Below are 14,253 nucleotides of genomic sequence, written 5' to 3'. Positions count from 1 at the left end.
CTGTTGGAGCAAACCGGTACGCGACCGAATCGATACCTCGGCAGCTGTCCCAGCAGTGTCGCCGTGTCGGTGGCCTCGGTTAGGGTCGTGTCCACCACCACGAAACCCCACGACGAAGCCCCCGCCTGCCCACCGACGAGAGGCCGACGTGACCCTTCTCATCGCCGTGCACTTCGCGGTGGCGTGTCTCGCGCCGCTGCTGGTGCGAGCGCTGCGCGCCCGGGCGTTCTTCGTCCTCGCCGCCGTGCCGGCGGTGGCGTTCGGCTGGCTGGTCGCCCAGGCATCCGTGATCGTCCCGGGCGAGTCGCTGGAGTGGTTCACCCCGTGGATCCCGGCCCTCGGCGTCGACCTGTCCTACCGGATGGCGACCCTGCAGTGGGTGCTGGCGCTGCTGGTCACCGGGGTCGGTGCGCTGGTGTTGTTCTACTGCCGCTGGTATTTCCCCGAGCCGGACATCCCGGCCCGCACCGGTGGACTGCTGCTGGCCTTCGCCGGCGCCATGCTCGGCTTGGTCACCGCCGACGACCTGATCCTGCTGTACGTGTTCTGGGAGCTGACGACCGTCTTCTCCTATCTGCTGGTCGGCCACAGCCCGACCCGGTCCGCCAACCGCCGTGCCGCCCTGAACGCCCTGATCGTGACCACCTTCGGCGGACTGGCCATGTTGATCGGCATCATCATGATCGGCGTCGGCGCGGGCACGTTCTCGATCTCGACCGTGCTCGCCGACCCGGCTCGACTGGGCGACGGACCGCTGGCGATCGCTGCGATCCTGTTGCTGCTGGTCGGCGCGATCACCAAATCCGCCCAGGTGCCGTTCCACTTCTGGCTGCCGGGCGCGATGGCGGCACCGACCCCGGTGAGCGCCTATCTGCACGCCGCGGCCATGGTGAAGGCGGGCGTCTACCTGGTCGCGCTGCTGGCGCCGGTCTTCGCCGACCTGCCCGGCTGGCGGCCGGTGGTGCTCACCCTGGGCGCGGCGACCATGATCATCGGCGCCTGGCGGGCGCTGCGGCAGCACGACATCAAGCTGCTGCTCGCCTTCGGCACGGTCAGCCAGCTCGGCTTCTTGATGGCCATGTGCGGACTCGGCACTCGGTCGGCCATGCTGGCCGGAGTCGCCATGATCGTCTCGCACGCCCTGTTCAAGGCGGCGCTGTTCCTGGTCGTCGGCGTGGTCGACCGCGCCACCGGCACTCGCGACATCCGCAAGCTCTCCGGCCTGGCCAAGCGGCTGCCCGCGGCGGCCGCCGCTGCCACGGTGGCCGCGCTGTCGATGGCCGCCGTGCCGCCGCTGATCGGATTCACGGCCAAGGAGGCCGCGTTCGAGTCGCTGGTCTATCTGCTGCCCGACGGGGACCAGACCGGGATCCCGCCGCTACCGGCGCTGCTCCTGCTTTGTGCCCTGGTCACGGGCTCGGCGCTGACCGTCGCGTACACGCTCCGTTTCCTGTGGGGCGCCTTCGCCACCAAGGATCAGGCAGAGCCGACGGAGGTGAAGACCGAGCCGGTCGGATTCGTCGTGGCGCCGGTGATCCTGGCGGCCGCCTGCCTGGTCGGTGGATTCGCCGGGCCGGGTCTGACCCGGGTGTTGGACCCGCTGGCGGCGACCGCGGAGGTCGGCAAAGAGAGCCACGGCATCGCCTTGTGGCACGGCGTCACCATCCCGCTGCTGATGTCGGCGGTCGCGCTGGCCGGTGGCGTGACGTTGTTCCTCGCCCGGGGCTGGTTCGCCCACGTGCAGCGGACCTTCCCGCGGTCCCGGGAGGCCGAGGAGGTCTACCAGTCCGTCATGCGCGGCCTCGACCGCACGGCCGTCGAGGTCACCGCCCGGACGCAGCGTGGTTCGCTGCCCATCTATCTCGGCACGATCCTGCTGGTGCTGGTCGTGCTGGCCAACGGCGTGCTGTTGCGGATGCCCGAGTGGCCGGCCGCGCTGCGGCTGTGGGACACGCCGGGACAGCTGCTGGTCGGCGCGACCATGATCGTCGTGGCCGTCCTCGCAGCCACCACCCGCGGTCGGGTGAAGGCGATCATGCTGGTGGGCGTCACCGGTTACGGCACGGCGCTGATGTTCCTGCTGCATGGCGCGCCCGATCTGGCGCTTACTCAGATCCTGGTCGAGACCGTCACCGTGGTGGTGTTCGTGCTGGTCGCGCGCAAGCTGCCGAAGTACTTCACCGACGAGCCGCTGCACTCCTCCCGCTGGTGGCGGCTGGTGATCGCGATCGGCGTCGGCTGCACGGTGGTGGCGGCGGTCTATCTCGCGGCCGGTGCTCGGGTGGCGGCGCCGATCTCGAAGGCGTTCTACGATGCCGCGTACACCTTCGGCTACGGCAAGAACATCGTCAACGTCACGCTGGTCGACATTCGTTCCTGGGACACCATGGGCGAGATCTCGGTGCTCGTGGTCGCCGCCACCGGGGTGGCCAGCCTGATCTTCCTGCACCGCCGCTACACCGAGATCGAGGCGCCGTCCGGCGCCAGCCGGCCATTCCGACGGATCATCCGCCAACCCGCACCACGCGCGGCCAACAGCACCCAGGGGCCGATGACCTGGCTCCGCGGCACCGAGCAGCTCTCGCCGATCAAGCGGTCGATCATCTTCGAGGTGATCACTCGGTTGCTGTTCCCGGTGATGATCCTGGTGTCGCTGTTCTTCCTGTTCAGCGGGCACAACAATCCCGGCGGCGGATTCGCCGGCGGACTGGTCGCCGGCATGGCTTTGATGATCCGCTATCTCGCCGGCGGCCGGCACGAGCTCGACGAGGCCGCGCCGGTCGATGCGGGCTGGGTGCTCGGTGCCGGACTGCTCACCTCGGGCCTGGCGATGATCGCACCGCTGCTGGTGGGCGGCCGGATCGGGCAGAGCTTCGAGATCGAGATCCATGGTCCCTACGTGAGCTATCTGCCCACCCCGTGGGGAGAGGTCACGCTGCTGGGCGAGATCCACCTGGTGACCTCGGTGTTCTTCGACATCGGCGTCTATCTGGTGGTGATCGGGGTCATGCTCGACCTGGCGCGCAGCCTCGGTGCCGGCATCGACCAGCATGAGGAGGAGGACCGTACGCCGGCTCTGGAGAACGCCGGACCACGAGCCGAGGCCGCGGCACTGCTCACTCGGAGCGCGGAACGGTCCCGGGCCGCCGAACGCGCGGGCTATGCCGGGTCTTCCGGGGCGGTCGAGTCGGAGGCGGGGACACCATGAGCTCGAGTCTGACGCTGCTGGTCGTCGCCGCGGTGCTGATCTGTGCCGGGGTCTATCTGATGATGGAACGCTCCCTGACCAGGATCCTGGTCGGCGTGCTGATGGCCGGCAACGGCGTCAACCTGCTCTTCCTGGTCGCCTCCGGATCGCCGGGTGGGGCACCGTTCATCGGCACCGATAAGGGCCGGGACATCTCCGACCCGTTGCCGCAGGCAATGGTGCTGACCGCGATCGTGATCACTCTGGCACTGACCGCGTTCCTGCTGACGATGGCCTATCGCAGCTTCCAACTGCATGGGCACGACGAGGTCGCCGACGACGTCGAGGACCGTCAGATCGTGCTGCTCGCCGAGGCTGATCTGGCGTCGGCGAGCTTCGACGAGGCCGACAGCTCGCTGCCGTCGGAGGACGACGCCGAGCCGGAACTCGACGAGCCCGAGGAGACCGAGGGGGATCCCGACTCGCCAGAGTCGGGCAAGGCTGACCCGGACAAGGCTGACCCGGACAAGGCGGAGGCGGGCCGATGAACAATCTGCTGCCGTTGCCGGTCCTGTTGCCGCTGCTCGGTGCCGGTCTTGCGTTGGTGCTGGGCCGCCAGCCCCGGGCACAGCGGGCGGTGTCCAGCATCGTGCTGCTGGCCGTGGTCGTGGTCGCCGCCGTACTGGTCTTCCTCACCGACCAGCATGGCGCGATCGTGCTCTGGGTCGGGGCCTGGCCCGAGCCGCTGGGGATCGCGTTGGTCGCCGATCGGCTGTCGGCGCTGATGCTGCTGGTGTCCTCGATCGTCAGTTTCACCGTGCTGGTGTTCTCGATGGGCCAAGACATCGAGGAACGCAAGCGGGAGACGCCGATCTCGATCTTCCACCCCACCTTCCTGGTGCTCTCGGCCGGTGTCTCCAATGCCTTCCTGGCCGGCGATCTGTTCAACCTGTTCGTCGGATTCGAGATCTTGCTGTTCGCCTCGTACGTGCTGCTGACCCTCGGCGGCACCGGCCAGCGGATCCGGGCGGGCACCACGTACGTGCTGGTCAGTGTGCTGTCCTCGTTGCTGTTCTTGATCGCGATCGCCTGCATCTATGCGGCCTGTGGCACCGTCAACCTGGCGCAGCTGTCGCTGCGGTTGCCGGAGTTGTCGCCGAGCGTCCAACTGATGCTGCAACTGCTCCTGCTGACCGTCTTCGCCATCAAGGCCGCCGTGTTCCCGCTGTCGGCGTGGCTGCCCGACTCCTATCCGACCGCGCCGGCCCCGGTGACAGCCGTGTTCGCCGGCTTGCTGACCAAGGTCGGCGTGTACGCGATCATCCGCACCCAGACGCTGTTGTTCCCGGACAGCCCGCTGACCGGCCTGCTGATGTGGGCCGCCTTGGCCACCATGATCATCGGGATTCTCGGCGCGGTCGCCCAATCCGAGATCAAGCGGATGCTGTCCTTCACCCTGGTCAGCCACATCGGCTACATGATCTTCGGCATTGCACTGGCCGATGTGGGCGGCTACGCCGGCGCGATCTTCTACACCGCGCACCACATCACCATCCAGACCACGCTGTTCCTGGTCACCGGGCTGATCGAGCGGCGTGGCGGCAGCACCTCGTTGAACGAGCTCGGCGGGCTCGCCGCGCTCTCCCCGATGTTGGGAGTGCTGTTCTTCGTGCCCGCGATGAATCTGGCCGGCATCCCACCGCTGTCGGGGTTCGTCGGCAAGATCGGGCTGCTGGAGGCCGGTGTGGAACACGGCGGCGCGCTCGCGTACGTGCTGGTGGTCGGCGGCGTGGCGACCAGCCTGCTGACCCTGTATGCGATGGCCAAGGTGTGGAACCGCGCGTTCTGGCGTGCGGTGCCGGACAGCACGCCGAGCGGGAACCCGCTGGTCGTTCGTCGCCGTTCGGTGCTGCTGCCCCGAGGCATGGTGGTGACCGCCGGCTTCCTGGTGCTGATCGGCTTCGGGATCACCTTCGTGGCGGGTCCGCTGTACGGCTACTCCGACCGGGCTGCAGCCGACCTGCTCAGCGGTGTCCCGTACGTCCATGCGGTGCTGCCCGAGGGAGTGCGATGACCGACGTGCCTGAAGGAATGCGATGACCGGCGACCAGGAGACCCGGCTGGGCGGCGTCATCGGCGATCACGCGCCCGAACAGCCGACCACGCCGCGACTGACGACCCGACGGCGTCGACCGCAGTTGAGGGTGGCCCTGGTGGCAGCGGTGGTCTGGGTGCTGCTCTGGGGTGATCTGTCGATCGCCAACCTGGTGTCAGGGTTCGTGCTCGGGCTGTTGATCACCTGGGTGTTCCCGCTGCCGCCGATCGACTTCCACGGCCGGCTCCGGGTCTGGGCGCACACCAAGATGATCGCGATCCTGCTGTTCGATCTGGTGCGCTCCAGCATCGTGGTGGCTGCACAGGCGTTCCACTTCGGGCACACGGTCCGCAACGCCGTCGTCCGGGTCGAGCTGAGGACCCACTCCGACCTCTATCTGACACTGACCTCAGAGCTGGTCTCGCTGGTGCCGGGCAGCCTGGTGATGGAGGGGCGTCGTCAGGAGAGCGTGCTCTATCTGCACGTCATGGACGTCAGATCTGAGGCCGACATCGTCGCCGCCCGGCGAAGTGTGCTGGCGGCCGAGGAGCGGGTAATCCGATCGTTCGGCTCCGACGCGGAGATCGCGGCCATCGAACAGGGCCGCGCCGGCTGGACCCGGACCGAGAAGGGCCAGGGTCGATGACCGGCGCAGCGAGCGTGATCATCATGATCGGCGTCGCGTTCCTGGCCGCGGCCATGGCGCTGACCCTGGTCCGCATGACGCGGGGACCGTCAACGCTGGACCGGGTGATCGCGGCCGACGTCGTGGTCGCCGTGGTGATCGCAGCCCTGGCGATGGAAGCCGCGCTCAACCATCACACCACCACCATCCCGATCATGGTGGTGCTGTCCCTGCTCGGCTTCGCCGGTTCGTTGAGCATGGCGAAGTTTGCCGCGGACCGAGATCGGACCGGGAAATGGCGGGATGCTGCAGCGTCGGCTTCGGCGTCGGATAGCTCGGCGCAGGGCGGGGCCGGGCGGCGAGAGTCCGAATCGGATGGGTCCCGGCAGGGAGCGTCGGAGCATCCGGAGGCCAGCCGATGAACCCGGTGCTCGACATCGTGGGTGCGGTGTTCCTGCTGCTCGGCGCGATGCTCTGCTTCGCCGCCGCGGTGGGGCTGGTCCGCTTTCCGGACGTGCTCACCCGGATGCATGCGGCGACGAAGCCGCAGACCCTGGGGCTGCTGTTCGTGATCGTCGGCGTCGCGTTCTCGCTGCAGAGCTTCAAGCCCTTGGGCATGCTGGTGCTGGTGGCGATCCTGCAGTTGCTGACCGCCCCGGTCTCCGCGCACATGGTCGCGCGGACGGCCTATCGCACCGGGCAGGTTCGAGAAGATCTGCTGGTCGAGGATGATTTGGCCGACGATCTGGCGGAGGCCGGTTTCCACCTGTCCTCCGGTGAGGACGAAGGGGAGAGCGCCGACCACAGGGATTAGCGATCACTGGCACAAGCTGCGGGTTGATCACCGTTGTCAGTGACGGGCCCGCAGCTAACGTGCCGTGGCGGTACCGCCAGTCCGCCCAACCCGGCCTGCAGCGCCCCATGCCGAAGTCTCTTACCCTGGGACGGTGACCATCGCCCCCACACCGTCACTCTTCGCGCAGCTGGAACCGTTGCTGGCCAGCGTGAGCAAGCCGATCCAGTATGTCGGCGGCGAGTTGAACAGCGTCGTCAAGGACTGGGAATCCGTCGAGGTCCGGTGGTGTCTGATGTACCCGGATGCGTACGAGATCGGCCTGCCCAACCAGGGGATCGCGATCCTCTATGAGGTGTTGAACGAGCGAGACTGGATTCTGGCCGAACGGACGTACGCCGTCTGGTCCGACCTGGAGAAGCTGATGCGGGAGCACGGCATCCCGCAGTTCACCCTCGACAACCATCGTCCGGTCGGCGACTTCGACGTGCTCGGAGTCAGCTTCGCCACCGAGCTCGGCTACACGAATCTGCTGAATGCGATCGACCTGGCCGGCATGGCGCTGCATGCGGTGGATCGTGATGAACACGAGCCGATCGTGTTGGCTGGTGGCCACGCCGCGTTCAACCCGGAGCCGATCAGCGACTTCATCGACGCGGCGGTACTCGGTGACGGCGAGGAGATCGCTCTTGCCATCTCCGCGGTGATCCGGGAATGGAAGACCGAGGGCCGTCCTGGCGGCCGAGACGGGCTGCTGCTCCGGCTGGCCGAGACCGGCGGCGTCTACGTACCGAGGTTCTACGACGTCGCCTATGGACCTGACGGCTCGCTGGCGTCGGTGACGCCCAACCGGTCCGGGGTGCCGGATCGGGTGGTCAAGCACACCGTGATGGACCTCGATTCGTGGCCTTACCCGAAGAAGCCGCTGGTGCCGCTGGCCGAGACGGTGCACGAGCGCTACTCGGTGGAGATCTTCCGTGGTTGTACGCGAGGCTGCCGGTTCTGCCAGGCGGGAATGATCACCAGACCGGTCCGGGAGCGCAACATCGAGACGATCGGGGCCATGGTGCAGGCGGGCATCGAGGCCACCGGTCTGGAGGAGGTCGGGCTGCTCAGCCTCTCCAGCGCCGACCACTCCGAGATCGCACCGGTGACCAAGCAACTCGCCGATCGCTACGAGGGCACGAATGTCTCGCTGTCGCTGCCCAGCACCCGGGTGGACGCGTTCAACATCGACCTGGCGAACGAGCTGTCCCGCAATGGCCGGCGTTCCGGTCTCACCTTCGCGCCCGAAGGTGGTTCGGAGCGGCTTCGCAAGGTGATCAACAAGATGGTCAGCGAAGACGACCTGATCCGCACCGTCGCCGCTGCGTTCGCCAATGGCTGGCGGCAGGTGAAGCTCTATTTCATGTGCGGTCTGCCGACCGAGACCGACGAGGACGTGCTCGGGATCGCCGATCTCGCGCAGAAGGTGATCAAGACCGGGCGGGAGGCCAGCGGTCGGCGCGATATCCGTTGCACGGTGAGCATCGGCGGCTTCATTCCCAAGCCGCACACCCCGTTCCAGTGGGCTGCCCAGTGCGATGCGGACACGATCGACCGGCGGCTGAAGCTGCTCCGCGACACCGTTCGACAGGATCGCCAGTTCGGCAAGTCGATCGGCTTCCGCTATCACGACGGGAAGCCGGGGGTGGTCGAGGGCCTGCTGTCCCGCGGCGACCGACGCGTCGGCGCGGTGATCGAGGCGGTATGGCGCGACGGCGGCCGGTTCGACGGCTGGAGCGAACACTTCTCGTACGACCGCTGGATGCGCTGTGCCGAGCTGGCGCTGGAAGGGACCGGCGTCGATGTCTCCTGGTACACGACCCGGGAGCGGGACTTCGACGAGGTGCTGCCCTGGGACCACCTCGACTCGGGCCTAGACAAGGACTGGCTCTGGCAGGACTGGGAGGACGCGCTGGACGAGACCGAGGTCGAGGACTGTCGCTGGACCCCCTGTTTCGACTGCGGCGTCTGCCCCGACCTCGGTACGCAGATCCAGATCGGCCCGACCGGGCGCCAGCTCCTGCCGTTGACCCCAGTCTGAGGTCCGACCTCGATCTGGTCGTTGCCAGGAGGATGACGACTTTGGTGAACGCAGCTCGACCCTAGGAGCGAGTCGGCGCCGAATTCCCGTTGGCGAAGACCGGCATCTGGGTAAGAGTTGGGCCCATGACCATCGGTACAGACCAGATCGCCGGTATCGACGAGATCACCACAGACGCCGAGCTCACGGCGTTGATCGGCGAACCCATCCAGCGAGTCAAGGACAAGGTCCGGCCGGCCTTGCATGAGCTGGACCGGCAATGGCTGGCGGCGTCCCCGTTCTGTCTGGTCGCGACCAGCGATGCCGACGGACGCTGCGATGTCTCGCCGAAGGGCGATCCGGCGGGGCGGCTGGCGTACGTGCTCGATGAGCGGACTATCGCCATCGCGGAGAGACCCGGCAACCGGCGGGTCGATGGCTACCGCAACATCCTCGCCAACCCGCACGTCGGGCTGGTCTTCTTCATCCCCGGCCGGGGCGACACGCTGCGGATCAACGGCCGCGCCCGGCTGGTCCGGTCAGCGGACTTCTTCGAATCCATGGTCGTCAAGGGGCATCGGCCGATCCTGGCGCTGGTGGTGGAGATCGAGGAGGTGTTCCACCACTGTGCCAAGGCATTCCTGCGCTCGCAGCTCTGGGAGCCGGAGAGCTGGTGTGACCCGCTGCCGTCGAGAGCGGCGATCGCGAAGGCGCTGGATGCCCCGGACAAGACGCTGGAGGAGTTGACTGTCTACTACGGCGAGCAATATCGGGAGAAGCTCTACCGGTGATCGTCGGGTGAGGCCGTGGCAGATCCGGTCAGCTGATCCGTGCTCGCCGAATGGGCGAGAGCGCCAGGATCGCGGCCGCCACGACGAAGATCATCGCGGCCGCAGCGAGTGTCGGAGCGAAGCCGAGGCGGTCGGCGGCGAGACCGGCAAGTGGGGAGACGACCACGACGACCGCCCGGTTCAGCGAACGCATCGTGGTGTTCGTACGAGCCTGGAGCCCGTCCGGGGTGAGCGCTTGCCGATAGGTCATCTCGTGTGAGTTGCTGAGACCCATGGCCCAGCCATGGCCGAACTGGCCCACGCCCAACACGGCTGCGGCTGTCCAACCAGCGGGGACGAATCCCGCGGCGAGCATGACGACGACGGCACCGCCGGAGACCGCGTACGCACAGATGATGGCTCCGCCGGTGCCGAGCCGGTGGCCGAGCGTGGTGCTCAGCACGGCGCCACCCAGGGCGCCGACACCAGCGGCTCCGTAGACCAGACCGAGCTGGAATGCCGATAGATCGAGCTGCAGGAATGCGTACGGCGCCACCGCCACCAGCAGTGTTGCCTGGGCGGCGAACCACGTGTGGGTCCCTGCTGCCAGCCGAGCAAGGCCCGAGCCGCCATAGACCCACCGCACGCCGTCCCGGATCTCCGCAGTGAGCGCCCGAACGTCCAGCTTCGCCGACGACGCGGCAGCCGGTTCGGGAACGCTGCGCAAGGTGGCGACCATCGCCGCCGAGAACAGATAGCTGATCGCGTCGACAAGCACTGCCAGCGGTGCACCGATGACTCGGATCAGCGCGCCGGCAACGGCGGGGCCCGCCGTTTGAGCGACCGCATCTGCACCATCCAGCCGAGCATGGGCGCGCTGCAGTTGGTCGCGGGGGACCAATCGCGGCACGAAGGACATCGAGGCCGCGTCGTTGACCAGGGTGACAGTTCCGAACAGAAGCACGATGACCAGCAACAAAGGAAACGTGAGGACGCCGAGCAGCCAGGTGACGGGGATCGCTCCCAGCAAGATGGCTCGGATCAAGTCGGTGGCGACCATCACCGGTCGACGCCGGACGCGATCGACCAGCGCCCCGACGACCAGACCCAGAACCAGATACGGCAACCAACGCGCCGAGCTGAGCCAGCCCACCTCCACCGCGCCGCCGTGGAGCGTCACTACTACCAGCGTCTGCAGCGCCAACAACGTCACAGCGGTGCCGAAGCCCGAAACCGCCTCGCCCCACCAGAAGCGCCGGAATCCCGGTGGCAGATCTACGCGCCGGTTCCGGAGATTCACACGCTGACTCAACCAGACCAGTTGCCGTCCGACCGCTTCGGGATGCCGGAGGATTCCTGAGCGTTGCCGGAGCGATTGCCAGCCGGTGCGTCAGGCGCCGCATTCAGGAATGCGTCGATACCAAGTGGACCACTCACTCCATGCCACACCGGCGAGTGGCAGTTGCAGGGTCGCTCCGGCGGCTGCCAGGGGCGCGGAAATCGGGTCGACGTACGACTGGGGTGCGTGAATCTCCACCACGAGACCGTCGAGGTCGCCGCAGATTGTGGTCAGCTTGGCAACCACCCACAGTCCCCACGCCGACCGGTAGTGCGACGGCATCTCGTTGAGGTCCGTGTCGTAGGGTGCGAGCCAGTCGCGTGGTCGAACGAGTGCATGCTCACCGGACAAGATGAACCACGGCGACGAAGACCGTTCGGCGTAACTGCGGGCCAGCCGGAACCGATCAGCGCTGTAGAGCTCGCGTGCCTCTGTTGGATGGTCGAGCTTCTCGTACGAGCAGCTCACCAGCAACACGTCGTAGCTCACGATGCTGACGGTGACAGAGGCACCGGTGCACTGCAACTGAGTTGCCGTCCAATTGCACCGCTGATTCAGCGAGCAATGCGGCTGAGGTGCTCGACAACTGCGGCAGGCTCGGGTAGCGCCAAGGTCGAGCTACGGAGGGCCAAGACTCGGCTACGCATGTTCCCGTCTGCCCGAACCGCCGAAATGACTCTGGCGATCTCGTCCGGCGTCGCAGTCATGGGATCCAGGACTCGACCCAAGCCCAGGTCATGTACGCGGTCGGCGGTGAACGGCTGGTCGGCTCCCATCGGGAACACGACCTGGGGCGCTCCACCCAGGACGGACTGCAGGAACAACCCGCTACCACCATGGTGAAGAACAACACTGGCACGAGGAACCAGGGCGGCGAGGTCGACGTACTGCCGGATCTTGATGTGCGCGGGCTGATCGCCGAATCGCGATGGGTCCAGATCGCGTCCGACTGCGAGAGTGGCTGGGGCATCGAGCAGGGCGAGGGCGCTGAGTATCCGGTCGAACAGATCGCCGGACTCCGTGTTGAACTCTGTGCCCAGCGTGGCAACGATCGAGCCGTCGGGCTGGGGTGCAGCTCCGGAATCGGGACGCATCCAGAGGGCGTTCGAGGGTGCGGGATGGGCGGGGTCCCGCATGGACGGGTCGAATGGGACGACGAAGGCGTCACCGTACGGGCGGACCGGCCCCGACATTCCGAGGTCGTGGCCGAGCGCCGTCAGCGCGTCGTGAAGCAGCCTGGGCCGAACGATGGCCCCGGAGACGGCGACGGCGACAACGGCGACGGGAATGCCTGCCTGCTGCGCTGCCCCGATGGCTCCGAAGTCGACTTCGTCGCAGACAACGAGGTCCGTACTCGCCAAATCGGCACTGATCGCGGCAGCCGAGGTACGCGCGGCATCGCCGGCAAAGTGACGTGCGATGACCGCCAGCTCGTGTTCGATGTCGACCGGCGCCAGGGGAGCAATCTCGTCTGCAAGCTGGCTTCGCTGATCCGGTCGCCCAGCGATGGTGCGGTAGATCTCGCGGGGAGCGGTCTGTGTCGCAGAGGCGCTCCCTCGCAGCGTGAGCTCGTGGCCGGCAGCGGCGAGGGCTCGATGCAAGGGAATCTGCGGATGCAGATGACCGGCCCCGCCGACGAAGGAGCATACGACGCGCACTCCCGGACGCTATCCGGGTTGCTCGATCGTGACAATGGATAGTTTCATCCCCGACATCGGGGACGAAACTATCCATTGTTTGACGTTTGCCGCCTCAGCGGCTGGGCCGGCCGTCCTCGTAGAGCCGAGGCACCTGGTGGTTGGCGGCGAAGACCCCGTTCGGGTCGACCGCGGACCGGATCCCGGACAGCCGACGCCAGGTCAGCTCGTCGTAACCTTGACGGGTGTCGACGGCGTCCTCGACGAAGTTGAGGTAGGTCCGACCCCCGGTCCACGGCGCCAGCGCCCGCGTGAAGGCGGCTGCGTCGGCGCCTACCTGCAACGCCACCTCAGGCGACATCACAGGGCCGCCACCGAAGGCCAGGAACTGCCCGTCGAAGTGCGAGACCGCGCCGCCACCATCGGCGGGGTGGGACAGGGCACCGCCGAGCTGGCGGAGTTCGCCCATCATCAATGAGGTCGACGTGCGATCGCCGACCGCGGACAGGAAGGCATCGATGCCGGCCTCGGGCAACTCACGGATCATCGCCGTGCCGCTGATCCCGGACCCGGAGCCTTCCGGATCCATGTGCAGCCTGGTCAGCGAAGCCGCCGGCACCCGCAGGAACGTGTCCAGCTCCGGCTTGAGTGAGCGCAGACCAGCCAGGATGCGGTCAGCCCGATCATCGGAGGCGAGGACGGCTCCGTCGATCACGACAACCGAGCGCCCTCGCAGGAAGGCCGGCAGATCCGGCAGCGGCGGCAGATGCAGCACCCGGAACGAGGCGGTGACCTGGTCAGGCGCTTCGACCGCCCAGGTCGACCAGCGACGCAGCACTTCCTCTGCGCGACTGATGTCGAAGACCATCAAGCCGGCGTACGCGGAGGGGATCTCGAACAGGGAGAACTCGAGCGCGGTCACCACGCCGAAGCTGCCACCGCCCCCGCGGAGAGCCCAGAGCAGCTCCGGATCATGGTCCGCGTCGGCCCGGACGATGGTCCCGTCGCCGATCACCACCTCCGCCGCGGTGACATGATTTGCGGCCAGACCCAGCTGGCGCGCATACCAGCCGATGCCACCGCCGAGGCTGTAGCCGGCGATGCCGACATCGGGTGACGAGCCATGCAAGGCAGCCAACCCGTGCTCGGCCGCCGCGGTGACCGCCGGATCCCAGATGGTGCCACCGCCGACGCGCGCGATCCGCCGGACCGAGTCGATGGTGACCGAGGACAGGGCGCCGGTCCTGACGATGACGACATCGTCCAAGCCGCGCTGAGCAAGAGGGCCGGCGTTGTGCCCGGTGGACTGTGGGGCGATCCGCAGACCCAGCTCGGCGGCCAGGCGGACGAGCCGGGAGACGTCGTGCGCGGTCTTGGGTTTGGCCACCGCGGCGGGTCGTTGCTCGACGGCCCGATTCCAGGCAAGTCTGGATTCGTCGTAGCCGGGATCGGTCCGGAGGTGCACCGGGCAGCTGGCGAGTTCGCGCAATGCGGCAGCAGCGGTGCTGGTGGAGTCGGCGGGTTGAGGTCGGCCTGCGGTGAGGTCGATGGTCACGGTTGTGATCCCTTCGAAGAAGACTGACGGATGTGTCAGGTGAGCCGCCCGCCTCGGGGTGGTCCCGTTCGCCGGTAGGCGTTGGGATGTTGGGTGGACACCGAGGAATCAGAGCAGCCGTCCCCCTCGACCGATACGGCTCGCCGCTGTCATCTGAGTGACAGCGGGTGCGTACGAATCTGAGCCA

Annotated in this window: 12 protein-coding genes; 8 read left to right on the top strand and 4 right to left on the bottom strand. The window is 67.5% G+C overall.

Going from position 1 to position 14,253, the window contains the following annotated elements:
* Positions 1–148: 148 nt before the first annotated feature.
* From MLP_RS17560 to MLP_RS17525, 8 genes are all read left to right on the top strand, one after another.
* On the top strand, positions 149–3,208 hold the full coding sequence (locus tag MLP_RS17560) for a Na+/H+ antiporter subunit A (RefSeq protein ID WP_013864502.1): 3,060 nt from the start codon (positions 149–151) through the stop codon (positions 3,206–3,208).
* Positions 3,205–3,735, top strand: coding sequence for a Na(+)/H(+) antiporter subunit C (locus MLP_RS17555; protein WP_013864501.1), 531 nt, complete (start codon positions 3,205–3,207; stop codon positions 3,733–3,735). The genes MLP_RS17560 and MLP_RS17555 overlap by 4 nt, the downstream gene beginning before the upstream one ends.
* Positions 3,732–5,261: a Na+/H+ antiporter subunit D gene (locus MLP_RS17550; RefSeq protein WP_013864500.1), complete on the top strand. Its 1,530-nt coding sequence runs from the start codon at positions 3,732–3,734 to the stop codon at positions 5,259–5,261. Before MLP_RS17555 ends, MLP_RS17550 begins: the two co-directional genes overlap by 4 nt.
* A gap of 22 nt (positions 5,262–5,283) precedes the next feature.
* Positions 5,284–5,928, top strand: coding sequence for a Na+/H+ antiporter subunit E (locus MLP_RS17545; RefSeq protein ID WP_013864499.1), 645 nt, complete (start codon positions 5,284–5,286; stop codon positions 5,926–5,928).
* A complete protein-coding gene (locus tag MLP_RS17540) occupies positions 5,925–6,329 on the top strand; it encodes a monovalent cation/H+ antiporter complex subunit F (protein WP_013864498.1) in 405 nt (134 codons plus the stop codon). The genes MLP_RS17545 and MLP_RS17540 overlap by 4 nt, the downstream gene beginning before the upstream one ends.
* Positions 6,326–6,721 carry a monovalent cation/H(+) antiporter subunit G gene (gene mnhG, locus MLP_RS17535; protein ID WP_013864497.1) on the top strand — a complete coding sequence of 132 codons (396 nt, stop codon included), beginning with the start codon at positions 6,326–6,328 and terminating at the stop codon, positions 6,719–6,721. The genes MLP_RS17540 and mnhG overlap by 4 nt, the downstream gene beginning before the upstream one ends.
* A gap of 133 nt (positions 6,722–6,854) precedes the next feature.
* On the top strand, positions 6,855–8,786 hold the full coding sequence (locus MLP_RS17530) for a TIGR03960 family B12-binding radical SAM protein (protein ID WP_013864496.1): 1,932 nt from the start codon (positions 6,855–6,857) through the stop codon (positions 8,784–8,786).
* A gap of 125 nt (positions 8,787–8,911) precedes the next feature.
* Entirely contained in the window at positions 8,912–9,556 is a 645-nt protein-coding gene (locus MLP_RS17525) for a pyridoxamine 5'-phosphate oxidase family protein (RefSeq protein WP_013864495.1), read from the top strand.
* Between the two features lie 28 nt (positions 9,557–9,584).
* On the opposite strand, the gene MLP_RS17520 is transcribed toward MLP_RS17525, so the two are convergent.
* From MLP_RS17520 to MLP_RS17505, 4 genes are all read right to left on the bottom strand, one after another.
* The gene (locus MLP_RS17520; protein WP_013864494.1) at positions 9,585–10,835 is read right to left on the bottom strand and encodes an MFS transporter; all 1,251 of its coding nucleotides are present in this window, start codon (positions 10,833–10,835) and stop codon (positions 9,585–9,587) included.
* Positions 10,836–10,925: 90 nt separating this feature from the next.
* A complete protein-coding gene (locus MLP_RS17515; RefSeq protein ID WP_156821202.1) occupies positions 10,926–11,363 on the bottom strand; it encodes a DUF6884 domain-containing protein in 438 nt (145 codons plus the stop codon).
* A gap of 65 nt (positions 11,364–11,428) precedes the next feature.
* Positions 11,429–12,532, bottom strand: coding sequence for a glycosyltransferase (locus tag MLP_RS17510; RefSeq protein WP_013864492.1), 1,104 nt, complete (start codon positions 12,530–12,532; stop codon positions 11,429–11,431).
* Positions 12,533–12,626: 94 nt separating this feature from the next.
* Positions 12,627–14,066 carry an FAD-binding oxidoreductase gene (locus MLP_RS17505; protein WP_013864491.1) on the bottom strand — a complete coding sequence of 480 codons (1,440 nt, stop codon included), beginning with the start codon at positions 14,064–14,066 and terminating at the stop codon, positions 12,627–12,629.
* Positions 14,067–14,253 lie beyond the last annotated feature (187 nt).

This window comes from Microlunatus phosphovorus NM-1 (assembly GCF_000270245.1).
GTDB classification, from domain to species: domain Bacteria; phylum Actinomycetota; class Actinomycetes; order Propionibacteriales; family Propionibacteriaceae; genus Microlunatus; species Microlunatus phosphovorus.
Note: the sequence above shows the minus strand (reverse complement) of the source record. Positions and strands in the feature narration are given on the sequence as shown.

Excerpts from the sequence above, each read along its gene's own strand:
- mnhG (WP_013864497.1), top strand. The coding sequence starts at position 6,326 with ATGAACCCGGTGCTCGACATCGTGGGTGCGGTGTTCCTGCTGCTCGGC.
- MLP_RS17550 (WP_013864500.1), top strand. The coding sequence starts at position 3,732 with ATGAACAATCTGCTGCCGTTGCCGGTCCTGTTGCCGCTGCTCGGTGCC.
- MLP_RS17525 (WP_013864495.1), top strand. The coding sequence starts at position 8,912 with ATGACCATCGGTACAGACCAGATCGCCGGTATCGACGAGATCACCACA.
- MLP_RS17545 (WP_013864499.1), top strand. The coding sequence starts at position 5,284 with ATGACCGGCGACCAGGAGACCCGGCTGGGCGGCGTCATCGGCGATCAC.
- MLP_RS17540 (WP_013864498.1), top strand. The coding sequence starts at position 5,925 with ATGACCGGCGCAGCGAGCGTGATCATCATGATCGGCGTCGCGTTCCTG.
- MLP_RS17555 (WP_013864501.1), top strand. The coding sequence starts at position 3,205 with ATGAGCTCGAGTCTGACGCTGCTGGTCGTCGCCGCGGTGCTGATCTGT.